This is a genomic window from Paenibacillus sp. MT86, from assembly GCF_058792535.1.
The window spans coordinates 5560035-5587022 of sequence record NZ_CM179499.1 but is presented as its reverse complement, the minus strand read 5'-3'; the positions used below and the strand labels follow the sequence as shown (position 1 = coordinate 5587022).

Annotated in this window: 21 protein-coding genes; 20 read left to right on the top strand and 1 reads right to left on the bottom strand. The window is 50.2% G+C overall.

What is annotated here, in order from left to right:
- Positions 1-436: 436 nt before the first annotated feature.
- The 17 genes from thrS to glnA all read left to right on the top strand — a co-directional run bounded on the left by thrS (position 437) and on the right by glnA (position 22036).
- Positions 437-2374, top strand: a complete 1938-nt coding sequence (gene thrS / locus AC3RCL_RS25115; RefSeq protein WP_492532655.1) for a threonine--tRNA ligase — start codon at positions 437-439, stop codon at positions 2372-2374.
- Positions 2375-2479: 105 nt separating this feature from the next.
- Complete coding sequence (locus AC3RCL_RS25110) at positions 2480-3226, top strand: 3D domain-containing protein (protein ID WP_492532653.1); 747 nt, start codon at positions 2480-2482, stop codon at positions 3224-3226.
- A 132-nt stretch (positions 3227-3358) separates the two neighbouring features.
- Positions 3359-3559, top strand: coding sequence for a hypothetical protein (locus AC3RCL_RS25105; RefSeq protein WP_009594314.1), 201 nt, complete (start codon positions 3359-3361; stop codon positions 3557-3559).
- A 199-nt stretch (positions 3560-3758) separates the two neighbouring features.
- Positions 3759-4865, top strand: coding sequence for a cell wall-active antibiotics response protein LiaF (gene liaF, locus AC3RCL_RS25100; protein WP_096776410.1), 1107 nt, complete (start codon positions 3759-3761; stop codon positions 4863-4865).
- A 5-nt stretch (positions 4866-4870) separates the two neighbouring features.
- Positions 4871-5953, top strand: a complete 1083-nt coding sequence (locus AC3RCL_RS25095) for a sensor histidine kinase (protein WP_015737119.1) — start codon at positions 4871-4873, stop codon at positions 5951-5953.
- 19 nt (positions 5954-5972) lie between these two features.
- Entirely contained in the window at positions 5973-6626 is a 654-nt protein-coding gene (locus AC3RCL_RS25090; RefSeq protein WP_009594299.1) for a response regulator, read from the top strand.
- A gap of 162 nt (positions 6627-6788) precedes the next feature.
- Positions 6789-8429 (top strand): S1C family serine protease, encoded by a 1641-nt coding sequence (locus AC3RCL_RS25085; protein ID WP_492532650.1) that lies wholly within the window; start codon positions 6789-6791, stop codon positions 8427-8429.
- A 130-nt stretch (positions 8430-8559) separates the two neighbouring features.
- Entirely contained in the window at positions 8560-9246 is a 687-nt protein-coding gene (locus AC3RCL_RS25080; protein ID WP_492532648.1) for a response regulator transcription factor, read from the top strand.
- A gap of 1 nt (position 9247) precedes the next feature.
- Positions 9248-10702 (top strand): sensor histidine kinase, encoded by a 1455-nt coding sequence (locus AC3RCL_RS25075; protein ID WP_492532646.1) that lies wholly within the window; start codon positions 9248-9250, stop codon positions 10700-10702.
- A 52-nt stretch (positions 10703-10754) separates the two neighbouring features.
- A complete protein-coding gene (locus AC3RCL_RS25070; protein ID WP_015737116.1) occupies positions 10755-11705 on the top strand; it encodes a 4-hydroxy-3-methylbut-2-enyl diphosphate reductase in 951 nt (316 codons plus the stop codon).
- A 250-nt stretch (positions 11706-11955) separates the two neighbouring features.
- On the top strand, positions 11956-12912 hold the full coding sequence (locus AC3RCL_RS25065) for an ABC transporter permease (protein WP_009594311.1): 957 nt from the start codon (positions 11956-11958) through the stop codon (positions 12910-12912).
- 31 nt (positions 12913-12943) lie between these two features.
- A complete protein-coding gene (locus AC3RCL_RS25060; protein ID WP_009594306.1) occupies positions 12944-13840 on the top strand; it encodes a carbohydrate ABC transporter permease in 897 nt (298 codons plus the stop codon).
- 79 nt (positions 13841-13919) lie between these two features.
- Positions 13920-15590, top strand: a complete 1671-nt coding sequence (locus AC3RCL_RS25055) for an extracellular solute-binding protein (RefSeq protein ID WP_492532643.1) — start codon at positions 13920-13922, stop codon at positions 15588-15590.
- Between the two features lie 79 nt (positions 15591-15669).
- Positions 15670-17244 (top strand): helix-turn-helix domain-containing protein, encoded by a 1575-nt coding sequence (locus AC3RCL_RS25050; protein ID WP_096776407.1) that lies wholly within the window; start codon positions 15670-15672, stop codon positions 17242-17244.
- A 38-nt stretch (positions 17245-17282) separates the two neighbouring features.
- On the top strand, positions 17283-19073 hold the full coding sequence (locus tag AC3RCL_RS25045; RefSeq protein WP_096776406.1) for a sensor histidine kinase: 1791 nt from the start codon (positions 17283-17285) through the stop codon (positions 19071-19073).
- Positions 19074-19258: 185 nt separating this feature from the next.
- Positions 19259-20314 (top strand): 3-deoxy-7-phosphoheptulonate synthase, encoded by a 1056-nt coding sequence (gene aroF / locus AC3RCL_RS25040; protein WP_213579613.1) that lies wholly within the window; start codon positions 19259-19261, stop codon positions 20312-20314.
- Between the two features lie 297 nt (positions 20315-20611).
- Positions 20612-22036 carry a type I glutamate--ammonia ligase gene (glnA, locus tag AC3RCL_RS25035; protein ID WP_009595727.1) on the top strand — a complete coding sequence of 475 codons (1425 nt, stop codon included), beginning with the start codon at positions 20612-20614 and terminating at the stop codon, positions 22034-22036.
- A 149-nt stretch (positions 22037-22185) separates the two neighbouring features.
- On the opposite strand, the gene AC3RCL_RS25030 is transcribed toward glnA, so the two are convergent.
- Positions 22186-23226 (bottom strand): LacI family DNA-binding transcriptional regulator, encoded by a 1041-nt coding sequence (locus tag AC3RCL_RS25030; protein ID WP_009595772.1) that lies wholly within the window; start codon positions 23224-23226, stop codon positions 22186-22188.
- 579 nt (positions 23227-23805) lie between these two features.
- Between AC3RCL_RS25030 and AC3RCL_RS25025 the strand changes: the two genes are divergently transcribed.
- From AC3RCL_RS25025 to AC3RCL_RS25015, 3 genes are all read left to right on the top strand, one after another.
- Positions 23806-25146 carry an ABC transporter substrate-binding protein gene (locus AC3RCL_RS25025; protein ID WP_009595768.1) on the top strand — a complete coding sequence of 447 codons (1341 nt, stop codon included), beginning with the start codon at positions 23806-23808 and terminating at the stop codon, positions 25144-25146.
- Between the two features lie 106 nt (positions 25147-25252).
- A complete protein-coding gene (locus tag AC3RCL_RS25020; RefSeq protein ID WP_009595691.1) occupies positions 25253-26146 on the top strand; it encodes a carbohydrate ABC transporter permease in 894 nt (297 codons plus the stop codon).
- The gene (locus AC3RCL_RS25015) at positions 26146-26982 is read left to right on the top strand and encodes a carbohydrate ABC transporter permease (RefSeq protein ID WP_009595751.1); all 837 of its coding nucleotides are present in this window, start codon (positions 26146-26148) and stop codon (positions 26980-26982) included. The genes AC3RCL_RS25020 and AC3RCL_RS25015 overlap by 1 nt, the downstream gene beginning before the upstream one ends.
- Positions 26983-26988 lie beyond the last annotated feature (6 nt).

Genomic DNA, 26988 nt, shown 5'->3' with positions numbered 1-26988 from the left:
ACTGATAAATTCACGTAAAAGCTCTGACAAAGACATGAATCAATCCGGATCCGACCGCTCAGAGAGAGGAAACCTCGGCTGCAATTTCCTCCGGTTCGCCATTGATTTACCCCTTTGTAGCTGTGTCGTCGAACCCGCAAGTCATCAAGAATGCGGATGAGTAGGCTTCACCGGTTCATGACCGTTACTCAATGCTGATGAAGGATCTTAATCGATTATGTACCGGGTACATAAGAGGATGGAGAGATCGAATTAGGGTGGAACCACGGGTATAACACTCGTCCCTTCGCGGGACGGGTGTTTTTTGCATGTTCCGGTATCCTTCGCTGAAGTCCAGGCGGGCTTGTGAACAGCCCAAGGCCTTGCTTCACGGGGAGACTAACGCGTCCTTCATATATGGAAGAAACGTGAAAACTTTTTTGGGGAGGAATACAAGGTGGCTATTAGCATTAAACTGCCTGACGGCTCCGTACGGGAGTATGAGGCCGGCAGCAATATCGAGGATGTGGCTGCGTCGATCAGCAGCGGACTGAGAAAGAATGCCGTTGCGGGAAAAATGGACGGGATCGTCGTGGATCTATCCACTCCGCTTCAGGACGGTGCGTTGATCGAGATCGTTACGCAGGATACGCCCGAAGGGCTTGAGGTGATGCGCCACAGTACAGCGCATTTGCTGGCTCAGGCAACCAAGCGTTTGTATGGACAGAAAGAAGTCAAGCTTGGCGTCGGGCCGGTCATCGAAGACGGCTTCTATTACGACATGGACCTGGAAGAGCCTTTGAATCCGGAGGATCTGCAGAAGATCGAGAAGGAAATGGAACGCATCATCGGCGAGAATCTGCCGATCGTCCGCAAGGAAGTGAGCCGTGCGGAAGCGCTGCGCATTTTCGGCGAGCTTGGCGATCCATACAAACTGGAGCTGATCAACGCCCTGCCGGAGGACAGCATCATCACGATTTACGAGCAGGGCGAATTCTTCGACCTTTGCCGAGGACCGCACGTCCCTTCAACCGGCAAGATCAAGGTGTTCAAGCTGATGAACGTGGCAGGCGCATACTGGCGCGGCGACAGCAAGAACAAAATGCTTCAGCGTGTTTACGGTACGGCGTTTGTGAAAAAAGCGCAGCTCGACGAGCATCTTCGCCTGCTGGAGGAAGCCAAAAAGCGCGACCATCGCAAACTGGGCAAGGAATTGCAAATGTTTACGTTCTCTCAGCTCGTTGGACAAGGCTTGCCGATCTGGCTGCCTAACGGCGCGAAGCTGCGCCGTACCCTGGAGCGTTATATCGTGGACATGGAGGAACGCCTGGGTTACCAGCACGTGTACACCCCTGTACTCGGAAACGTGGAACTGTACAAAACCTCCGGTCACTGGGAGCACTATCAGGAAGACATGTTCCCGAAAATGGAAATGGACAACGAGGAGCTTGTTCTGCGTCCGATGAACTGCCCTCACCATATGATGGTGTATAAGAGCGATATGCACAGCTACCGGGATCTGCCGATCCGCATTGCGGAGCTTGGCATGCAGCACCGCTACGAGATGTCCGGCGCGCTGACCGGCCTGCATCGCGTGCGCGCGATGACGCTGAACGACTCGCATATTTTCTGCCGTCCGGATCAGATCAAGGAAGAGTTTGCCCGGGTCATTCAGCTGATCATGACGGTCTACAAGGACTTCGGCATTCACGACTATCGCTTCCGTCTGTCTTACCGGGATCCGCAGGATACCGAGAAGTACTTCCAGAACGACGAAATGTGGGAAATGTCCCAGCGCATGCTGCGTGAAGTAGTGGAGAGCCTGGACATGCCGTTCTATGAAGCCGAAGGCGAAGCTGCCTTCTACGGACCGAAGCTTGACGTTCAGATCCGCACGGCACTGGGCAAGGAAGAAACGCTGTCCACGGTCCAGCTCGACTTCCTGCTGCCTGAGCGCTTTGAGCTGGAATATGTCGGCGACGATGGCCAGAAGCACCGTCCTGTCGTAATCCACCGCGGGATTCTGGGCACCATGGAACGCTTTACGGCATTCTTGCTTGAGAATTTTGCAGGGGCGCTGCCGTTGTGGCTTTCCCCGGTACAGGTCAAAGTCATTCCGGTATCCAACGCCTTTGAAGACTACGCGAAGGAAGTGGCCGAGAAGCTTCAATTCTCCGGTATTTCCGTAGAGCCGGATCTTCGCAACGAGAAGCTGGGCTACAAGATTCGCGAAGCACAGCTCGAGAAGATTCCATACATGTTCATCGTTGGCGAGAACGAGAAAAATGCCGGAGCGGTTTCCGTCCGCAAGCGCGGCGAAGGGGACATCGGGGCCCAGCCGCTGGACGAAATCATCCTCAAGCTGCGTGAAGAAATTAACACCCATGTGGTTTAGTTTAGCCGTAAAAGATAAGTAACCGAGGAAACAAACAGACCTCTGCCATGACGTATATTCTATTCGGGAAGTGGGAACCCTCGCTAGTAAGGGGGAGGTATTCACATGATCCAATGGAAAACATGGCAGAGGTTTTTTGCTGGTTTTATTTTATCAGCCATCTTGTTCAGCGCAGGCTCTACGGCAGTAGAGGCCCGCAATTTGATTCTAAGCGAATCCTACGAATCGACGGACACCCGAAATGTGTATGATCCATCAGAGGAAATACATGGCTCCGATTACGTTGAAATGTCTCGCTTCTATGCGCTGCGCGTGGTAGGTTTTAGTGATATGAATAGATATTTGGAGGTTCCAAGTACGGGGCCGAAGACCAGCGAGCCCGGCAAGAAACGCGAGTCCATGCCGGTGCTTGCCCCGAGGGAGGACCAGGTGCTGCATACGGTGAAGGTAACCGCTACGGGATACACGGCAGGTTACGAGTCGACCGGGAAGAAGCCGGGACATCCCCAGTATGGAATCACCTACTCCGGGGTGAAGGTCAAGCGGGATCGAAATACGCTGTCTACGATTGCCGCGGATCCTGATGTGTTTCCGCTCGGCAGCATTCTCTATATCCCCGGCTATGGTTATGGAATCGTAGCGGATATCGGGTCAGCCATCAAGGGCCAGAAGATTGACCTCTATTTCTCCACCACCAAGCAGGTGTTTAAGGAGTGGGGGAAAAAGGAAGTTGAGGTGCAGGTCATTAAAACCGGAAGCGGCAAATGCACGGAAGCCATGCTGAGAACCTTGGAGGACGCGATTGAGACCTATCGTTTCCTGCCTTCATCCGTGCTGGAGGAAGCCATTTAGGGTAATTTTGCTGCGCGTCTTTGGCAGTAAACATTTAAGAATAATGACACCCTGTTCATCACATACTACTTTTCGGGGGCCAAACCCCTGAAGAGGATGATGGTATCGCAAATGAACAGGGAGGTGAATATTGTGGCTAAAAAGAACAAGGTGCAAGAGAACTTTAAAACACCTAACGAAAAGTTTAACGCTGAGTTTGCTGAAGAGACCAGCATCGCCAGCAACCCAAAAGGGAACTCCAAAGTACAGGAGAACTACAAAAAACCGAACGAGAAGTTTGACGCTGAGTTTGGCGATCTGAACACACCAGGGGACCATTCTGCAAACCGTTAAGGTGTAGATGTCAACGCCCGTTCGTGCAGCAATAAGACCTCCGCTTAAAGCGGAGGTCTTTTATTATGGAATCATATCCATTTATATCCAGTGACTCGGTCTCGAGACCGAGATCAACTTCATTCCACCGCCGCTAACCCGTTCATCGCAATATGTTGTACACTGTAATTAAGAAAAAATAGAACTGGAAGGCTAGGGGATGACCATGAGTAGAAAAGGATGGAGCCAGCTTAGCAACGGATTGCTGCTCATCGGCATTGGTGTGGTGTTTCTTCTCAATCAGCTCGATATTATACATGTGGACCTTGGTTATATATTCTCGACATTTTGGCCGGTGTTCATCATCTGGTTCGGGCTGCAAAGCTTGATTTATGCCCGTGGCGGAGCATTGTGGGGCTCGATCGTACCGATCGTGATCGGATCGTACTTTCTCGGAAGAAATCTGGACATGGTCCATTTCTCTTTCGGCGATTTGATCAAATACGCGATTCCGATCATCCTGATCGGGTACGGATTGCAGGTTATTTTCAAACCGAAGGATCATACGCCGCCGCCATCACCGCCAAGTCCGGATGATTTCGGCTCGCATCGTCGGGACGATTACGATATCCCGGAGCCGCCTGAAGCGCGTCCGCTGGAATCCTCCCTGGACGAAGAATTTGAGCGAAGATTCGGCAAGCCAGACAAGGCTGACAAGGCTTATGAAGAGCCGGAGTTCGAATCAAGAGACTCGCACGATTCAAGCAAAGGGTACCGCTGGCAGGGACAGCAGCATGAGCGCCCGCGCCAGGAACGTCCGGATCGCAGCAAGTTCAGAGTTCATGTGGATTTTGACGATAACGGCAAAAGCTACGGCGACGGATCGGAATATAAGGATGAACACCACCATCATCAACATCATCATCACCAATCTTGGCATAGCCATGATACGGTGAACAAGTCCTCTTTTATCGGGGACGTGCACATGGGGAAGGATTATTTCCAGCTGAAGCCGACGAATATTTCGCAGTTCATCGGTGATACGGTACTGGACCTGACCAAAGCTCAAATTCCTTACGGCGAAACGAAAATCAATATCTCGGCGTTTATCGGGGATGTCAAGGTGTTCGTTCCGAACGATTCGGACGTCGGCATTCATGTCACGACCAATTCCTTCATCGGCGATATGAAGGTGCTGGAGGAGTCCCGAAGCGGCTTTATGAGCAATGCCGGCCTGGAAAGCCCGCATTACAGGGAAGCGGGCAAGAAAATTCGAATTACCGTGAGCGTATTTATCGGTGACGTCAAAGTGAATAGGGTAGGTTAATCGTTATGATGGGGATATTGAAAAATACCAAATGGGTGATATTGTTTTATTTTCTGTTGATCGGAGCCGGAGTTGCTGTTTTCCTGTACACAGCAAACCAATCTGGCTACATACATATTGAAGATAACCGGCTGTGGGTGTATTACACGGTCGGTGTACTTCTGTTTACGGGGATTGCGGGATACATCGCGGGACAGCGCATCCAGCGGCCGCTGGATCTGCTTCATCTGAACATGCTGCAGGTTGCCAAAGGAAATCTGAACGTGCGGCTGCCTGCCATGGAAGACGGGTCTTTTGCCAGAGTATACGATGAGTTTAACGGGATGACGGAAGCGCTGGAGAAGAAAATGAAGCTGCTGCAGCGCCTCGGCGAGCAGGATGTCATTGAGAAGGAGATTGCCGCGGAAGCCGCGGTCCTCGAGGAACGGCGCCGGATGGCAAGGGATCTGCACGATACGGTCAGTCAGCAGCTGTTCGCGATCCACATGTCGGCTTCATCCCTCCCGGCGGTACTGAAGCGGAATCCGGAGCAGGGGGACAAAGTGCTCGGCCAGTTGATCGAAATGTCCCATGTGGCGCAGAAGCAGATGCGGGCGCTGATTGCGCAGCTTCGGCCCGTGGAGCTGGAAGGCAGAACCCTTGAAGAAGCACTGGAACGGTGGTTTCCGGATTACTGCCGCCAAAACGGCCTGAAGGGCATGAAGGATGTCGAGCTCTACGGCGGGGTGTCGGATGCCATTGAGCATCAGCTCTTCCTGATCATCCAGGAAGCGGTGGCTAATATCGTGAAGCATGCCGGTGCAGGCCTTGTCAGCATGTCGCTTCGCGAGGACCAGAAACGCGTGATTTTAAGCATCAGCGACGACGGTGTCGGCTTTGACGAGGTGGCAGGCAAGCAGGGATCGTACGGGCTGTCGACGATGCGCGAACGGGCCGAAAAGCTTGGCGGACAGGTCGATATTATAAGCAAGAAGGGCGCGGGAACGACGGTGCGAGTAAATATCCCGTTATTTGAGGCCGAGGGCAATACCGGAGCGGCGGAGGAAGAGAACAAGGATGAGGAAGTGCTGGCTGAGCCAGTGGAATAGAGAGGGGACAACAATCATTATGGGTACGATTCGGATATTGCTGGCTGATGATCATGATATGGTTCGCATGGGGTTAAAAACATATTTATCGTTGGATCCGGGGTTTGAAGTGATCGGAGAAGCAGCGAATGGCCAAGAGGTCGTCGATATGCTGAGAAACGGGGAGGAGGCCGACCGGCCGGATCTCATTCTAATGGACCTGATGATGCCGGTGATGAACGGGGCGGAGACCACGCGCGCGGTTATGTCCGAATTCCCGGATCAGAAGATCGTGATTCTGACCAGCTTTCTAGAAGATGAGCTTGTGGTCGAGTGTATTGAAGCGGGGGCAGTCAGCTACGTGCTTAAGACGGTTTCGGCTGACGAGCTCATTTACGCCCTTCAGGGAGCGTTCCGGGGCATGCCGGTCATGACCAAAGACGTCTCGGAAGCACTCACCAGGGGAATCCGCCGGCATATGGTGAACGGGGATGAATCCGGGCTTACCGAGCGGGAGAAGGAAGTGCTGCTCCTGATTGCCGAAGGCAAGAGCAACAAAGAGATCGGCGAAGAGCTGCATATCAGCATCAAGACGGTCAAAACCCATGTCAGCAATCTGCTGATGAAGTGCGAGTTGGAGGACCGTACGCAATTGGCGATTTATGCCCACCGGAAGGGCTGGGTCAAAATATAGCAATATGTTCTTTTGGTGAGGTATGACCGGGAAGCGTCCCGGTTTTCTTTTTATCTGCCTTTTAATTGTTTTTAAGGTACTATTAAGGTTTATAGTACACAATAAGAACAGTTAATCAATTAGACCACTTGGAAGCAAGTGATTTTAATAGGAGGTAGACCAATGGACGACCAAAGAAAGCGTTACGGGTATCCGGATGATGAGGGAATGAACAGCGAAGCGAATAACAATGAAGCAACGAGACGTGAGGAAGCATCCACGGAGAATTCTTCTTATTACTATTCTTACGGACCGTTCCAGTCCATATCGAATAACCGCGACGATGAGAAAACGGAACGGCCTTACCAGAGCCGGGAACCCCAGGAAGTGGAGGTTACCGCTCCGCAGCCCGTTAAACCGATTCCATCTTCCGGCTTCTCGCAGGCCCATTCCTCCGGAAGCCAGGGTGGCGGCGGGCCTGTGGATTCCATGAAAAGAAACAAAGAGTGGAACTACAGCCAGAAGCCCAAAAATTCCGTCAAGACCGTGCTATTGTCTTTCTTGGCAGGCGTCCTCGTCATTTCGAGCCTGATGTTTGCCGCTGACCGAACGAATCTGTTTACGCCGGATGCGGCGTACTCATCAGAGCCAGCCCAAGAAACTTCGGCTAACGTCCAGGATAACGGCGGAGCTACTACCGCATCAGCGATGATTCCATCGAATCCTGGCGACGTATCGGCAGTGGTGGATCAGGCGAGTCCGGCCGTCGTGCTGATCGAGACGCTTGTAAACAGCAGCAATAGACAAAGCACGAATCCGAACATGAACGATCCGTTCTGGTACTTCTTCGGCGGCGGTCAATCGAGCCAGGAAGGCAATGGCGGAAACAGCGGAAACGGTGGAAGCAGCAACAACGGAGGTCAGGAATCCCAGCTTCAGCCTTCAGGCATCGGCTCGGGTTTCATCTTTGAGAAGTCGGGATACATCTTGACGAATGAGCATGTAATCCATGGCGCAGATGTGATTCAAGTGACGGTACAGGGTACCAAAAAGCCTTATGAAGCGAAGCTGCTCGGTTCCAGCTATGAGCTCGATTTAGCCGTTTTGAAAATCGAAGGGGCGGATTTCCCATCAGTACAGCTAGGTGACTCCGACTCGCTGAAGGTTGGTGAATGGCTTGTTGCCATCGGCAACCCGCACGGTTTTGAACACACGGTAACCGCTGGTGTACTTAGCTCGAAGGAACGCGAGATCGATATTCAAGGCACGAACGGCGAACAAGACCGCAATTATGAGCACCTTCTCCAGACCGATGCTTCGATTAATCCTGGCAACTCCGGCGGACCGCTCCTCAATCTGAAGGGCGAGGTTATCGGAATGAACGTAGCCGTCAGCGCGGAAGCGCAAGGGATCGGATTTGCGATTCCGTCCAGCACGATCAAGGAAGTTGTGGAATACCTGAAGAACAATGAGGAAATTCCTAAAGAGCCTGTTCCGTTTATAGGGGCAACCTTGGGAACGGTCACTCCGCAAATTGCTCAGTCCCTGGGCACCGACGTAACGGAAGGTTCTTATGTTGACGGTGTCGTATTCCGATCGCCGGCTTATGAAGCGGACCTGCGTCAATATGACATCATTGTGGGCGTAGACGGGACGAAATATCCGACCTCAAAGGATCTGACCGAATTCATACAGTCGAAGAAGGTTGGAGATAAAATTACGCTGAATGTGGTTCGTAACGGCAAGAATATGGATTTGCCGTTGACGATTGGGGACCGTAATAAGTTTGATCTTACCCAACAGCAGCAACAACAGCAACCGTAACCCTGGATAGGCGTGACAACAAGCGGAAGGGACCGTTCCCTTCCGCTTGTCTTGTCCTTGAAGCGACCGATATAATGGGATTGTAACGTCGTACTAAATATAACGCTAAGAATATAGAGGAGATGCCGCTATGCGATCCCGGGTATTGATTGTAGATGATGATGAGAAGATTATTTCCATGCTGCGCAGAGGGCTTGCGTTTGAGGGCTATGACGTCCTGACCGCATCCAACGGAGCAGAAGGATTGAAAGTGATATTGAGCGAGGACCCGGATGTCGTCGTTCTGGACGTGATGATGCCTCAGGTCGATGGATTTGAAGCGCTGCGCAGACTCCGGGAGGGCGGAAGCACGATACCGGTGCTGATGCTGACGGCAAAGGATGAAGTGGAGAACCGGGTAAAGGGGCTGGATACCGGAGCGGATGATTATCTGGTCAAACCCTTTGCGCTGGAGGAACTGCTTGCCCGCGTCCGGGCTTTGCTGCGCCGTAAAACCGGAGATGATACTTCTAACCACCGACTGACCTTCGAGGATCTCGTGATGGATACCGATGCGAGGGAGGTCATTCGCGGCGGGCAGAGACTGGAGCTCACTGCCAAGGAATTCGAGCTGCTGCATCTGTTTATGCAAAACCCGAAGCGGGTGCTGTCCCGCGATTTGATTATGGATAAAATATGGGGCTATGACTACAGCGGGGAGTCGAACGTGCTGGAGGTTTATATCGCCATGCTCCGGCAGAAGACCGAGGAACATGGAGGTAAACGGCTGATCCAGACGATCCGCGGAGCCGGCTATATTTTAAGAGGAGATAACTAGCATGTCCATTCGGTTAAGATTGACAGCATGGTATACCGGCATTTTGTTCGTGACACTGCTGATATTCAGCTCGGCGGTGTATGGGTTTGTCCATTTGTATACGTATGAGGAGTTAAAGCAGCGGATTGTCCAAGAAGTCAATAAAATTGGTGTGACATCTGATGCAGTGTCATTACTACCTGACCGTTCTTCCACTATAAATATGGAAGCAGCTGACTTATACGTACAGCTGTATACGTTCTATAATGGAGCTGTTTGGAGATCGGGAAATATGGAGTTTAGCGGCTTGAGGTTTGAGAATCCAACCGTTGAAAGAGCCTTAAATACTACGAAAAACGAATTTAAGCGGTTTACGGTAAAGGGTAATTCATTCCTATTATTTGAGGCACCCGTATTTGAAGAAAGGACGGGTAAACTTTACGGTTGGCTACAGGTCGGGGCAAATACACGCACAATTGAGGAAACCCTGGACCGGCTTCAATCCATCCTCATCATGGGCTCGGCAGCGACACTCGTGATCGCTTCAACCCTAGGATTATTCTTAGCCCGGAAATCCATGAAACCGATCGGCAAGGTCACGGAGGCAGCGGAGCAGATCCAAAAAGGCACCGACCTTAGCGTACGGATCGAATACGACGGGCCTCAGGACGAGATCGGTCAGTTAATCGGCACGTTTAACGGGATGCTTGAGAGGACGGAGAGCTTCTATAAAGAGCTTGAGGATGCCTATGCGGCGCAGCGGCGCTTCGTATCGGACGCTTCCCATGAACTTCGGACCCCGCTGACCACCATTCGGGGGAATGTGGATCTTCTGCAGAAAATGTGGACGGTAGCTCCCGGCGAGAGAGCGGATATGGACGAGGAAATGATCAAACAGATCTCGGTCGAAGCGGTAGGCGATATATCCGATGAAGCGAAGCGGATGAGCCGGCTGGTGAACGATATGCTGTCCTTGGCTCGGGCCGATACCGGCCAGACGTTTGAGCTGGACCCGGTGCCGCTCCAGCCGTTGGTTGAAGAGGTTGCACGGCGCGCTCATTTCCTGGAGAAAACCGCAGAATGGCATGTCGGAGAGCTGTCTGTCCTGAACGGTGTTTATGTGGAAGGAAATAAGGATTATTTACAGCAGATGCTGTTCATTTTTATCGAGAATGCGTTCAAGTACACGCCTGAGGGTGAGGTTAGTCTGGATGTTGTTCTATACAAAGGTCAGGTAGGCTTGCGGATTTCGGATACGGGAATCGGTATGGATAAGGATGAGGTTCCGTTCATATTCGAACGATTCTACCGCGCGGATCAGTCGAGAGGCATCACGAGCGGAACCGGACTCGGGCTGTCCATCGCCAAATGGATCATCGATGAGCATAAGGGCTCTGTCGAGGTCGTTACCCGAAGAGGGGAAGGCAGCACCTTTATCGTCTGGCTCCCCGTCGTCTTTGCTCCTCCCCTGGAATAGGGTATAATAGACTAGATCGCTTATGTATTACTACGGAAAGCAGGTGGGGATCATCGAAGTCTTGAAAATATCACCGAGAGGTTATTGTTACGGTGTCGTCGACGCCATGGTCTTGGCGCGTCAGGCGGCGCAGAATCTGGACCTTCCTCGGCCTATTTATATATTGGGCATGATTGTGCATAACAGTCATGTCACGCAATCCTTTGAGGACGAAGGCATCATTACCCTGGACGGTCCGAATCGGATGGAAATCCTGAGCCAGGTGGAGAGCGGGACCGTTATTTTTACCGCACACGGGGTCTCTCCCGAAGTACGCAAGCTTGCGCGGGATAAAGGGCTGACCACGCTCGACGCCACTTGCCCGGATGTGACGAAAACCCATGATCTGATCCGAGATAAGGTAGCCGACGGATATGAGATCATTTACATCGGGAAGAAGGGGCATCCCGAGCCGGAAGGGGCGATCGGGATCGCACCGGAACACGTGCATCTGATCGAGAAGGAAGAAGAAATTGAACAGCTTCAGGTAAAAACATCCCGAATCATCATCACGAACCAGACCACGATGAGTCAATGGGACATCAAGCATATCATGAAGAGCCTGCTCGATAAATTCCCGGGAGCGGAGATTCATAATGAAATTTGTCTTGCAACGCAGGTGCGTCAGGAAGCGGTAGCCGAACAAGCCGGTCAGGCGGATTTAGTGATCGTGGTAGGAGATCCTCGCAGCAATAACTCGAACCGTCTTGCGCAGGTATCCGAAGAGATAGCAGGAGTACCGGCCCACCGTATTGGCGATGTGACGGAACTCAAACGCGAATGGCTTGAAGGAGTAGGCAAAGTGGCAGTTACATCAGGGGCATCAACACCGACTCCGATCACGAAGGAAGTCATCGCCTATTTGGAACAGTATGAACATGATCAGCCGGAAACTTGGGAGATCAAGCGTACGGTGAATATGAGTAAATTGCTTCCGCCTGTTCGGGTGAAGAGCAAATCATAGTTAATGCCATCACAAGCTTATTTTTCAGACCCATCGCAATGATGTTTGCGGTGGGTCTTTTTACGTTTATGGAAAAGAATCGCACCCAGCATTTCACCCTCGCAAATATTCCATGCCGTGTAAGCGTTTCAATTCTCGATTGAATACTATCATTTTTCGTTGAATAGGCAAATGTTTATATTCGATCGTTTATTCTACAATGTTAGACATCAGGTAAACTTCATGGCATAGAACACACGGGGGGTTGGACATGGCGCAAATATCCGTAGAACAGGAACCTGTTCCGAAACGGAAGAAGGAAAGCTTATTGCTTCGCTTTGCTAAACAATGGGATATACAGTTAATGGTGCTTCCTGCACTGGCACTCGTTTTTGTGTTTAGCTACATACCGATGTACGGTATTTTAATGGCTTTCCAAGACTTTAACATTTTCAAGGGGATGGGCGACAGCCCGTGGGCCGGATTCAAGCATTTCGAAATGTTTTTTGAATCGCCGGAATTCATGACGGTCATGAGAAACACGATTGTCATCAGTTTGCTAAAGTTTCTTATTGGTTTCCCGGCACCGATTCTGCTGGCTCTTATGCTAAATGAAGTTCGACATATGTTCTTCAAGAGACTGGTGCAAACGGTCAGTTATCTTCCACACTTTCTGTCCTGGGTTATCGTCTCAGGCTTTGCGATTTCGCTCTTATCAACGGATAACGGCAGCGTGAACATTTTGCTGCAGAAGCTGAATTTGATCGAAGAGCCGATCAACTTCCTGTCGCTACCGGAATATTTCTGGGGAATTCTCGTAACGACAGGGGTTTGGAAAGAGATTGGATTCTCCTCCATCGTATACTTGGCGGCGGTTGCCGGGGTTGACCCGCACATGTATGAAGCGGCTGACATGGATGGTGCAAGCAAATTCAGGCAGATCTTCACGATTACGCTTCCATCGATCATGCCGGTCGTCGTTATTTTCATGATTCTTGCCATTGGTAACTTACTGACTGCAGGCTTCGAAGACATCTTGCTCTTGGCTAAGAACCCGGTATTGCGAGAGGTATCCGACGTTATCGACACATATGTCTATCGAATAGGTATCGAAAACTCCCGATTCTCATATGCAACGGCCGTAGGCTTGTTTAAAGCGGTGATCAGCGTCATGCTTCTGACGATTGCCAACTTGATTGCACGCAAATCAGGAAACAGCTTATGGTAAGAGATCATTATGAGGAAGGGAGCGGGTAATAGTGGTACGTCTAGCATTTGGTGACAAAGTGATGATGGTCATCATTTATATCTTCTTGGCATTCTTGGCCTTTGTAACGTTTTATCCGTTTTGGAACGGACTAGTCATTTCATTTAACTCAGGTTCAGATACGGCAATGGGGGGCGTTACCTTCTGGCCCCGTGATTTTACGCTTGAGAATTACGGCATCGTGTTTCAGGATAACCGGTTGCTGAACGGTTTCAAGATTTCGGTGCTTCGTACCGTAATCGGAACGATTTCCTCCATTCTGGTAACCTCCATCTTCGCATACGGGATGACCAAGCGGGAGCTGATCGGCCGCAAATACTACATGATTATGTGTATCGTTACGATGTATTTCGGCGGCGGCTTGATCCCGACGTTCATGCTCGTTCGCGGTTTGGGGCTGATGGATTCCTTCTGGGTGTTCATTATCCCGAGTTTGGTAAGCGTGTGGAATATGATCATCTTTCGGACATTCTTCAACGGCCTCCCAAGCGGTCTTGAAGAGTCCGCCAAAATCGACGGCTGCGGCAACTGGGGCATTTTCTTTAAGATCATTCTGCCTCTGTCCGGTCCGGTCATCGCAACATTATCGTTGTTTACGGCGGTTTCCCATTGGAATGAATGGTTCTTGCCGAGTATCTACATCAATAACGAGAACTTGCTTCCGATTCAGACCATGCTTCGTCAAATATTGAACTCCAATATTATGTCTGAACAGATGAGCAACCTGGATTCCGCTTCGCAGGCGGTGCTCTCCCGGATGCAAAGCGTAACCTCCAAGTCGTTGTCCATGGCAACCATGATGGTGGCAACGCTTCCGATTATTATGGTGTATCCATTCGTACAGAAGCACTTCGTTAAAGGTGTTCTGGTAGGTTCCCTGAAAGAGTAGGGAAAACAAAGCGTGTTGTTTGAAGCCTTAAGCTTTAGACATAAATATCAAGTGTAAAAACGAAAGGGGAAATTAGAGAATGAGGTTGAGAAAGAAATCGCTGACCACGTCCATGACGGCTTTGCTTGCGGCAGCGCTGATGCTTTCTGCATGCGGCGGCGGCGGTGGAACCAAGACTGCTGATCCTTCGCCTGCAGGCGAAAACGGAACCAGCACGCCTCCAACGGAGGCATCCGACAAGTTTGTGCTTGGCGAAACACCGCTTGAGTTCAGTTTCTACGGCCATTATAACGAGTACACCATGCCGCCATGGGGACAAGACGAATCTTCGAAATGGATTAAAGAGAACAAGAAGGTAACCGTCAACGCGATCCATTCGCAAGGTAACGCCCAGCAAAAATTCAATACCATGATCGCATCCACGGAGCTTCCGGATGTGATGTGGATGGACCGTGGTCCGGACGTAGAGAAGCTGCGTCAAGCCGATATGCTCGTACCTTTCGATGAATATCTTGATAAATATCCTAACCTGAAAGAGTGGATGGGCGACGAAGGTCTGAACATGCTTCGCTCTCCGGACGGCAAGCTGTATCAGTTCCCGAACTGGTATACGAACCAACCGAACGGTAATGCAGGTTATGTTGTAAACAAGAAGATCTACAAAGAGCTTGGCGAGCCGAAGCTGGAAACGACGGATGATCTGTATGAATACCTGAAAGCCGTCAAAGCGAAATACGGCGATCAAGTGGTTCCTTATGAGCCGCACGTACAAGGTCAAGGTATCGAGGTGCTGTACTCTGCATTCGCAGAAAACGCTCTGACTCGTTGGATCAGCATCCGCGGTGTGCCTAACGGCGATAAGCTGACTTCGATCTTTACGGATCCGATTTTCCGCGAGTCGATGCAGTATTCCGCGAAGCTGTTCCGCGAGAAATTGATTTCTCAGGATGCCATGACCCAAACGGCTGACCAAGTAAAAGAAAAAGTGAACACGGGACGCGTTGCTGTGTATGCCGCTTCGAGCCCGACGGAAAATGCAATGAACGCCCACGCTGAATTGACGGCGAAGGATCCGGAAGCCGGTTACTTCATGATCTGGCCGATTCACAAGGAAGGCCTTGACAAGAACAAGATCTTCCCTGGTACTTATACGCAATTGGGTTGGAACGTAAGCGTCATTACGAAATCCGCTAAAGATCCCGAAGCGATTTTCGCATTCTTGGATTGGTACACTGGTCCTGAAGGCCAAAGCGTTCTCATGTGGGGGCCTCCAGGAGGATATTGGGACGGATTTGAAGAGGATGGCGTAACACCGAAGTTCACCGAGAAATATGTAACGGATGCTGCCGGTCTCGGCAAGCTGCAAGCCATCACAACGAATCTTCACTGGAATGGTAACACCGTGTTTGTTGATACAGCGAAAGCGAAATACGAGAGCACGTTGCCGGAAGAGCAGCGCAACTGGTCCACTCGCTGGCAATATGAAGTCACTTGGAAAACTCAAGCCAATGCTACGGAGTACATTAACCTCGATCCGGCTCCGGACAGCGAGGAAGGAATTATTCGTCAACGCGTAGAAGATATTTTTACGGAATCCAGAGCGAAAGCCCTGTACGCGAAGGATGATGCCGAAGTGTTGGCAATCCTCGACAAGGCTGAAGCCGATGCTCAAGCTGCAGGATACGATAAGCTGCTTGCATTCAAAACAACGAAATGGCAAGAGAACGTTGCTAAAATGAAAGGCCAATAATTAATTTTTGCTTAAACCAAGAAGGGTATGCTGCTTATGCAGTATACCCTTATCGGAATTTATGGGGGAGATGATACCCGTGTATAAAGTGCTGCTGGCAGACGACGAAATACTGGACCTAGAGGGCATGAAAAGCTTTATTCCATGGGAAGATCTCGGAATGAAAGTGATCGATTCGGTCAATAACGGCTTTGCTGCTTGTGAGGTGCTCGAAAGTGAGAAGGTCGACATCCTCGTTACCGATGTACGCATGCCGAACATGACCGGGCTTGAGCTAGCTCAGCGGGCACTGAAATTGCAGGAGGAGCTCCGGATTATCTTCGTAAGCGGTTACCAGGACTTTGGTTACGTGAAGCAGGCGATTGCTTTGAACGCATGCAGTTATGTGTTAAAGCCGATGGAGGACCAGGAGCTGATCGATGCATTAACGAAGGTTAGAATGGAGCTGGATCGTCTTCATGAACGCAAGGAGACGGAGGAAGCTTACCAGCAGATGATCCCCATCCTCAAAAATCAGTATCTCCTGCAAATCCTTCAGCGGCCCTATGACGGAGCCATCCTGGACATTATCAAGCGGGAGTACCGGCTGACAGAGCTTCATTGGCCGGTCTGCGTCATTCTGCTGGAGCTTGATAATGTGAGCACCTGGCGAACCGGCTCGCTCGATTCCGAGGAAAAGCTGAGTGCCATAGAGGAGTATTTCACGAGACTGCATAAACGGCTTGAACAGCGCGGCTTTGAATATATATGCAAGGTAACCGATCAGCGAACGGCCGTACTCCTTAACGGGGGCCGGGGCAAGGAAGAGATTCAAGCCCTGCTGGAGGAATTAAAACGGGAATATAACTATTCGATGACGGTCGGGGAAGGCAGGGCCGTCCATCAGCTGGAGCAGCTTCACACGTCGTACATGGAGGCTTTGGACGCGCTGGATTATAAGATGTTCCGGGGCAAGGGCAAATGGATCCTGTACAGCGAGGTGCCGACCGAGGACCGGGAAGACGTAAAAAGCCTCGACATCCGTCTGGATGCTTTATTTACAGCCATGACGGAGTATGATATCGTTCGTATCTATGACGAACTGGAAGCGATTCAACTGCTGGCATCCAGCATCCGATCCAAGTTCACCATACGCAATTTGGCCGTGTATATCATGGTGAAGCTGGAAGGACATCTGCAAGCGATGAACGAAGAGTTATATCGCATGGCAGGACTGGAGCTCAAAAACCTGGATATTCTGCTTCAATTCGAAACGATGGATGATATTTTCTCATGGCTCCGCATGAAGGCAATGGAAATTTCGGAAATGCTCAAGAACCGCAAATCAACCAAGAATGGCAGGCTGGTCGAAGAGATTATAGAGAATATCCAGGCTCGCATGCACGAGAATATTACGCTGCGGGATATGGCGAACCGGTTTTCTTTTTCACCGAATTATCTCGGGGTGCTCTTCAAGGAAGAAACCGGGCACAACTTTAGCGATTATGTAATCAAGCTCCGGATGGAGCGCGCCAGGGATCTCCTCAAGACGACCAAGCTCAAAATATATGAAATTGCATCACAGACAGGTTATCAGTATCTGCCTTATTTCAGCAGGCAGTTTAAGGAAATGTATGGAATGACGCCTCTGGAATACCGGCGCAAGCACTCGTAACTAGCAAAATTCAGATTAGATATGGGGTCAAACAGGCTATGGCGGGGAAATTCGAACGAATACGGGTCAAGATACCTTTCGGATACAAGTTAATGTTTTCGTACTGCGTATTTATCATTATACCGGTGCTGCTTGTCGGTCAGATTGCGAATCAGGTCTTCGTGAAGTCCACCCGAGAGCAGACGTATAACAACATTCAGGGCACGCTTCATCAGATGAGCGAGAACATATCATATAAGATGGAGGACATGATCCGGATATCGGATATGCTTTATTTTGATACGACCTTTAACAGCCGTCTGCGTTTTACCGAAAGCGCTTGGATAAGCTATGACACCACGATCAACGTGCTGATTCCGAAGCTGGAGACCGCGGTAAGCACGGCGAACCGAAGGATCTGGTTATCGATCTACCTGCGCAACGACGACCTTAGGGAGATCTATGACAGTTATACGTATACGGACCCGCTGGACTCCAACAAACGTCTGTTTGATATTTATCAATATGATAGGCTGGAGGAACGGTCCTGGTATAAATTATATCCGAAGGAAGAAAATTACGGCGTAACCCTGCAGTGGAAGCAGATTGAGGACGATGTGAGCAACGGACGCATATCCTTGCTGCGGCGGCTTGTGGATATCAGTTCGACCATCAAACCGCAGGAGATCGGGTTCATGCGGATGAACGTCAGTATGACGGACCTGTTTGAAAGCATGGATTACAAGAAGATCGGTGACGGGACCGCATTGTATTTATCGGATGCACAGGGCCGGGTCGTTCTTTCATCAGGGGGAAAATCCACAAACGTTTTCAAGGAGAAGGAACTTCGCAAGAACGGGGACCTTCTGATTCGGAAGCCCATTCCCCAGCTCGGCTGGGATTTGATTGCCGTCGTGCCTGCTCAAATCGTGGAAAAAGACACGGTCAAAATACGTAATCTAACCTATCTGATCTGTCTGATCTGCATCGGTATCTTCTTCGTGGTCAGCATCGTGGTCTCCAGATATTTCAGCCGCCGGGTGTCCAAAATCGTATCCGTGCTGGACTCGTTCCAGGAAGGCGAATTCCATAAACGGGTATCCTTTAAGGGGAATGATGAATTTACGCATATTTCCTCAGCCTTGAACGATATGGGCAGCAACATCGGCAAACTGATCAATGAGGTGTATCTGGCCGACCTGCAGAAAAAGGAAGCAGAGCTGGAGTCGCTGCACGCGCAGATTAATCCGCATTTCTTATACAATACCCTATCCTCCATCAGCCGCCTCGCGCGGTTCGGGATGCTGGATAAACTGCAGCGCATGGTAATGGACCTGGCGAAGTTTTATCGTTTGTCGCTCAACGACGGCCGGAACATCATATCCGTGAAGAATGAATTGGAACAGGCCCAAGCTTACGTGGACATTCAAAAGATTAAATACGACGACCGGATGCAGGTTACTTATGATTTTGAGCCCGAGGTGGTCCGGTATGAAACCGTGAAATTGATTTTGCAGCCGTTTATCGAGAATGTGCTCGAGCATGCGTGGACCGGAGACTATATTCATATCCGGATAACGGCCAGATTGCTGGAAGATGCTTTGGAATTCAAAATCATCGATAATGGCGTCGGTTTCCCGCCCGGCCGCGTGCTGGATAATACAGGGGGACAGGATCTGACCAATGCGGGTTACGGCATACGAAACGTAGATCAACGGATCAAGCTTCACTACGGCAGCGAGTATGGGGTCACATTATTCAGCCGCGCCGGTATCGGGACAACGGTAAGAATTGTCATACCGCTGGTGAAGCGAACCGTAGCGGAAGGACGCAACAAAACGCTGATGTAACAGGCGAGGAATATCTCCCGATCGTGATGGCCTGAAGAATGGGCTTGACGAGGGGAGATTTTTTCTGTATATTTACTTTATCGATTAAAAGCATAAAAGCTTAAAAGCGAACAAGTGCGAAAGTGATTATCCATGGATTGAAATCAACATCGAAATTGGAATTCATTCAGAAAGAAGGTTTATTTATGATCGTCATTACATCCAATCAAATATCAGAGGAACAAGTTCAGCATATCGTTACCGAAATTGAGAAGGAAGGGCTCCAGGCTCACGTATCGAAGGGGGCGGATCGCACGGTGATCGGCCTGATTGGCAGCGTGAACCCGAAGCTTGCGGAGCATCTTCGCCAAATGAAGGGCGTAGAGAATGTAGTTAAGATCTCCAAGTCCTACAAGCTTGCCAGCCGTGATTTCCATCCGGATGATACGGTGATCGATATTAAGGGAACCAAGATTGGCGGCGGCAATCTGGTTGTCATGGGCGGCCCATGTGCCGTCGAATCCGCGCAGCAGATTGATGAAATTGCGCAGCTGGTGAAAGCAGCAGGCGGACAAGTGCTAAGAGGGGGCGCATTTAAGCCTCGTACGGGTCCTTACAGCTTTCAGGGCGTTGGCGTCGAAGGTCTGATCATGATGGCGGAAGCCGGGCAAAAGCATGGCCTGTTGACCATTACAGAGGTGATGACGCCCGAATACGTCGATATCTGCGCGGAGTACGCCGATATTCTGCAAGTGGGCACCCGCAACATGCAAAATTTCGATCTGCTTCGGAAACTTGGCACCTGCGGCAAACCGGTTCTGCTGAAAAGAGGCTTCAGTGCAACTTATGACGAATTCCTGAATGCAGCGGAATACATCCTGGCCGGGGGCAATCCGAATGTCATGCTCTGCGAACGCGGAATCCGAACATTCGAAACTTATACCCGCAATACGCTGGATTTATCTGCCATTCCTGTTTTGCAAGGATTGAGCCACCTTCCGGTCATCTCAGACCCGAGTCACGGAACGGGCCGGCGCGAGCTGGTCGAACCGATGTCCAAGGCATCCGTCGCGGCCGGAGCCGACGGTCTTATCATTGAAATGCATACGGATCCGGACAACTCGATGACAGGCGACGGGGTCCAATCCCTGTTCCCGGACCAATTCGCCGCACTGCTTAAAGACTTGGAGAAGCTGGCTCCATTGGTGGGGAAGAGCTTTGCCACGGCCAAAGCGCCTGCTTCTGAATTCGCGCGCGTATAACACGTGTTACATGCTATAATGATATATTCGAGCATAGCGGTAAGAACACAATGAATGGCTTCGCCATCCCCTAATTTATAGTAGAAGGCACCTGCATTTTTACCGCAGGTGCCTTTTTGCTGCATTTACTTTAATTGGTTTTTCGTGTCAGATAACATGACACTGTTTTAAAAAATACCTTACATAGGTATTGACGTCAGGTTATCTCCCGGCATATAATGACGAAAAGAAATCGAAAGATTATGAACATTGTTAAGCTGTTTAAGTCTTAATGTTCGGAAATTGGGAGGAAGAGACATGTCGGTAGAGAAAGTATTGCAAACCATTAAAGAGAACAATATTGAGTGGGTCGATTTTCGTTTTGTAGACTTGTCGGGACGGGTGCATCACATTAGCTTGCCGGCTTCAGAAGTAGACGAAGAAACTTTCGTGAACGGGGTAGCGTTTGATGGATCTTCTATTCCAGGATTCCGCGGCATTGAAGAATCGGATATGGTCATGATGCCTGATCCGGAGTCTTGCTATATTGATCCGTTTACTGCACACCCTACACTTAACATTATGAGCAACATCTATACTCCGGAAGGCGATGCTTATGAGCGTGACCCGCGCGGAATCGCGGCTCGTGCCGAGCAATACCTTCAAGAAGCCGGCATCGGAACGGCAGCCTTCTTCGCACCGGAATCCGAGTTCTTTCTATTCGATGAAGTCCGCTATGAAAGCTCCATGAACAGCTCCAGCTACTTCGTAGACTCCGAGGAAGCACAGTGGAATACGAACCGCAAGGAAGAAGGCGGCAACCTGGGTTTCAAAGTAGGGGTTAAGGGCGGATATGTTCCTGTAGCGCCAGTGGATACTCAACAGGATATCCGCAGCGAAATGTGCCGTCTCCTCGACGAAGCAGGTCTTCGCGTTGAGCGTCACCACCATGAGGTGGCAACTGCCGGCCAGGCCGAAATCAATTTCCGTTTCGATACATTGAAGAAAACAGCTGACAATTTGTTGATCTATAAATATATCGTGCATAACACAGCCCGCCAATACGGCAAAACGGCTACGTTCATGCCGAAGCCATTGTTCGGGGATAACGGTAGCGGCATGCACGTTCACCAATCCATTTTCGACGGCGACACTCCGCTGTTCTACGAAAAAGGCGCTTATGCGAACCTGAGTGAAACGGCGCTGCACTACATCGGCGGTATTCTGTACCATGCGCCTGCCTTGATCGCTTTGACGAATCCGAGCACCAACTCCTTCAAACGTCTGGTACCAGGCTATGAAGCACCGGTTAACCTCGTATTCTCCAAGGGCAACCGTTCTGCCGCAGTACGGATTCCGGTTGCTGCCGTAACGCCTAAAGGCTGCCGCATCGAGTTCCGCACACCGGACTCCACTGCGAACCCTTATCTTGCGTTCTCTGCTATGCTGATGGCCGGTCTGGACGGGATCAAGCGCAAAATCGATCCTACCGCGCTCGGTTACGGACCATTCGATAAAAACATTTACGAACTATCCGACGCCGAGAAGAAGGAAATCCGCAGCGTACCGGGTTCCCTGGACGAGGCATTGGATGCACTTCAAGCAGACTATGAGTTCTTGACAGAGGGCGGCGTATTCACGCAAGAATTCCTCGAGAACTTCATCGACTTCAAGCGTGCCGAAGCCAAAGCGGTTAACATCCGCGTTCATCCGCACGAGTACTCCCTGTACTACGATATCTAATCAACAGGATTATAAAAGAGCCTGGGGCATCATGCCCCAGGCTCTTTTTGGCGGTATACACTCGTGATTGGAACCAATCCTAAGATGGCTCTGAAAGGCAAGGGGCTCATTAAGAGCCTAGTGCCCTGGCTGCCCCTTTGCCCGGATGTTTATCCGAAATACCCGTAGTGATGCGTGTTGCTCCCGCAAGATTCGCGGACGATGAGCTCGGGCTCGACGACAAAGGAACTGACGGGGGACTGTTTATGGATGAGGTCGTAGAGCATGAGTGCCGCCAAGCGGCCGATTTTCTCTTTGTTTTGCCGAATCGTCGTTAGTTTAGGCGTTGTGTACTTGCAAGCCTCGATATCGTCGCAGCCGATGATCGACATGTCGTCAGGGACATTCAGACCATGTTCTTGAAGCGCTTGGATGGCGCCGATGGCAATCTGATCCGAGGCCGCAAAAATGGCGCGGGGGAGGGATCCTGCCTTAATCAGCCGTGTCATCGCTTTATATCCGCTGGCCTCATAGAAATCATCCCCGTTCAGGAACCACTCCGCGCGGGCCGGAAGGCCGAAGCTTTCCATGGCGTTGCGATAACCCGCCTCTCGCATATTGGAGATTTCGGACTCCTTGCTGCCGCCAATGAAGCCCAAGTCTCGGAAGCCCTGGAGATAAAAATGCTCCACGACCTTCGAGGACATCTTGTAATTGTCGGACATGATATGACCCGACATTTCGCCGAACAGCTCAATATCCACCCCGATGCAGGGAATATCGCTCTCATCCAGCTCCTTAATCGAGGGCTCGATTTCCTCGCCGGATATAATGACGCAGCCGTCTACCTGATAATGGCGGCACCGTCCGAGATAGTCGGCATCCTCCCCTTGGAATTTCTCGTTCGAAAAAAACAGCAGATCATAGCCGAGAACGCCCATCTGCTTCTTAAAAGAATTCAGCACCTCAACAAAAAACGGGTGGGTAAAATCAACGTTCAGCTTTCCCGCAAAGATGACGCCGATTAGATTGGATTTTTTGGTTGCTAACGTTTTTGCGGAATTGGAAGGGGTATATCCCGTTTCTCTCATAATTTCCAACACGCGAGCTTTGGTCTCATCGGATACATCACTGTAGTTGTTGATAATTTTGGAGACGGTCGATACGGAGACCCCTGCCATTTTAGCGATTGTTTTGATGTTTAACGCCATGCGAAACGCCCCTTATTCTGTTTATAATGTCATTTCATTATTTTCGTTGATTTTCGATAATGTTTATCATGAATTTCCTTTATGCGTAATGTTTAGGGACAGAAAAGTTATGAGATACGTGTTTTCTGTCTAACTAAGGAGTGTGTTTTGAACGAATTTCCCATGATCCAATGAAATGATGACGGTTCACCTATGCATAAGGGCTTGTCCAAGCCAAGGTTTACCATCCGGATGCCATGTTATACCACACGGGTTCGAAACAGTTTCGTAACTCAGTGTATCTGCTTTAGCGAGGTAAGTCAATGAAAGAGAACAGGCATAAGGCTTGTCAGAGCAAGAAAAAAGGATTGTCTCTGTTCGGTGAGAGAAAAGTATCGGGAACGATAAAAAAAGCTTTGACAAACAAAATATTATGCGTAATAATAGGCCTTACGAAACCGCTTTCGGTATAATTCGCTCAATTACGAAAATTAATAATTATAGTTTCGTAGCATCAAGATTGTACAGGCCAAGAAAAAGCGGAAACATGAATCCGGTTTCATAATGAATTGCAATTTAATTTCAGGGGGTAACGAACAAATGATTAAGAAGTTATCAGCATTACTTTTGGCTGGCGCTCTAACCTTCTCGCTGGCAGCTTGCGGAAGCAGCGATTCAGCCGATCAAGGCGCACCTGCCAAAGGCGATAAAAAGGTCATCAAAATTTTACACTGGAAACAAGATAACATCAATAAAGCGATTGAAGAGATCAATAAGAAATTTGAAGAGAAGTATCCCGAGTATACGGTAGAGTATACCACTACGGGTCCGGATGACGAATACAAGCAGGCGCAGAGAGCAAGAATCACCGCCAATGACGTGGACGTCCTGGCCGATTTGTCGGGAATGAGACTCTCCCCGCAGGAATGGACGCCGGGCGCTAAAGTACCCGATTGGCAGCAATGGATCGATACCGGATTGATTGCGGATTTATCCGACCAAGCCTTCATTAAGAATTATAACGCAAACGATATCGAAAAAGCCGGAACTTATAACGATAAAGTATATGCCGTTCCTACAGGCAAGGTTGCGATGTCCGGTCTCTTCTACAATAAAGAAATCTTCGAGCAGAACGGCTTAAGCGTTCCGAAAACGTGGTCGGAGTTCATGAAGCTGAACGATGACTTGAAAGCCAAAGGCATCACACCGATTGTTGTAGCAGGTAAAGACGTATGGCCTTTGAAACTTCCGGTGTTCGCCCTGCAGGCCAAAATCCTGGGCGGCGGAGACCAGCAGAAATGGATCGAGGGCGTGTGGAAAGGCGAGACGGCTTATAACGATGAAGAAGCCATCGAGGTTTTGGAAAAAATGAAGACGCTTCAAGACAATTACATGATCGACGGCTTCATGGGGATCGATTATGCAACGGCGCCTTCCTATTTTGCAACAGGAAAAGCTGCGATGCTGGCTGACGGCTCTTGGGATGCCCCAACCGTTGCGGCAGCTAATCCAGAGTTGAAATTCGGTTACTTCCCGCTTCCGGCCACCGAGGATGCAGCGAAGAACGCCTCCTTTGTCGGCAAGTATGACGTAACATGGTACGCGGCCGAGAAAGGTCCGAACAAAGAAGGAGCCCTGAAGTGGCTTGAATTCTTCTCGGAGCCGGAAAATTACACGACATTCGTGAAGGCAGCCGGATTCATTCCGACGCAGGACAACATTCAGACGGAAAGCGACTTCATTGACAATGAACTGACTCCTTATCTCGGCGAGTTCGAATTGGCGTACGAAATCATGATGATCAACCGCCAGAATATCGGCGAGCATCTGGCTGCAGAAGGCGTTCACACGGAATTCCTGGCACCGGGCGGACCTTATAAAACGGCAAAAGAGCTGGCTGACATTCAGCAAAAAGAATGGGAAGCTGCCGCTCCGAAATAAAACTTCTTCTATTATAAAGAGACTTGTATAGAAAGAACCATACTGTAATCGGGGTCTGTGCAGCAGGCCCCGACATGCATTGAAATGGATTTGCGAGGTGAGAGAGATGTATCCATTTGGAAAAGGGTTTAACCGCTTCATACCGTTATTGCTGCTATTGATACCGATGGCGTTATACATCGTTTTTTATTTCGGGCCTTCGATCCTGACGGTCATCTATTCCTTTACCGATGTGAAGAACCTGCCGGGCAGCACCTATCAATTCGTCGGGCTTGATAATTACAGGGAGCTCTTCTTCTCAGGGAACTCGGGCGAGCGGTGGCGCTCGATCGTAAATACCCTGATCTTCATGTTCGTCGTGACGATTGTGCAAAACGGGGTCGCCCTGTTTATCGCCGTTATCATTAACCAGCGGCTGAAAGGCGATTACTTCTACCGCGCGGTATTCTTCCTGCCGGTCGTACTGGGCGTAGCCGTGGTTGCGCTGATCTGGGGCATGATGTTCGATCCGTTGAACGGACCGGTCAACCGCCTTTATGACGCTCTTTTCGGCTATCAGGACATGTTCTTCGGCAGCTTTACCCATGCGTTCGGTTATATTATTTTCGTTCAGATCTGGATGTACATGGGCTACTCCATGCTGATCTTTCTGGCTGGCCTCCAATCCGTTCCGAAGGATTTATACGAGGCGGGTCATATTGACGGCACCAACAAGTGGCAGTCTTTCCGCCATATCACCTTCCCCCTGATCGCTCCGTCCTTCACGGTGAATATGCTGTTATCCATTATCGGCGCCATGTCGACGTTCGATATCATATTGGCGACAACGGACGGTCGTTTCAATACTAGGACGATGGCTTACGACGTGTACAAGGAAACGTTCCGGGGTAGCTTGGAAATGGGCCTTCCTTCGGCACTGTCCGTGATCCAGTTCCTGATTATTCTCCTGTTTGTCGTCGTAGCCGTCAGGCAGACGCGTAAGAGAGAGGTGGAATATTGATGCGAAATTCCAAAACCACGCAAATTCTCTCTTATGCCGTCATAGGTTTGCTGCTGATTCTGTACGTCGTTCCGCTTCTGCTCGTCTTCAATGTATCGCTCAAATCCTTCAACGAATACTTGCTCAACCCGATCGGAATCGTGAAGAACATCGAATGGGGCAACTATTCCCAGGCATGGTCCGAAGGCAATTTCGCGGGTTATTTTGCGAACAGCCTGATCTATACGGTGACGGCGACGGTGCTGACCATCATCGTATCGTTGTTTGCGGCGTTTCCGGTCGCACGCGGTTACGTGATGTGGAGCGGCTTTATCTACATGTTCTTTTTGCTGTCCCAGTTCCTTCCGAACCCGATGGTTGCGCAGTATAAATTGATGCTGTCCTTCAAGGAAAGCGTTTCGTTCTTCGGGTATGATACCAAGCTCGGCTATATCCTGCTGAAAACGACGGGGACGGGCGTGGTGTTCATGATGTTCGTCGGTTACATCAAGTCGATCAGCCGCGATTTGGATGAGGCGGCAGGCATGGATGGCTCCGGCTATATCCGTTACTTGTTCCAGATCATTCTGCCGCTGATGAAGCCGGTGATCGCAACGGGCGTCATTCTGACCGCGATCGGAATCTGGAACGATTTTGTCGGGCCGATCATGTACCTGCCGAGTCCATCCAACTATCCCATTACGTTCGGCCTGAAAGAATTCAGAGGGCAGTACGGGAATAACTGGCCGCTGCTTGCATGCGGAATTACGATCGTGGCCGCACCATTGATCATTCTGTATACGTTCATACAGAAGTATCTGGTGGACGGTGCCCTGGCGGGAGCTGTCAAATCCTAAGGCATA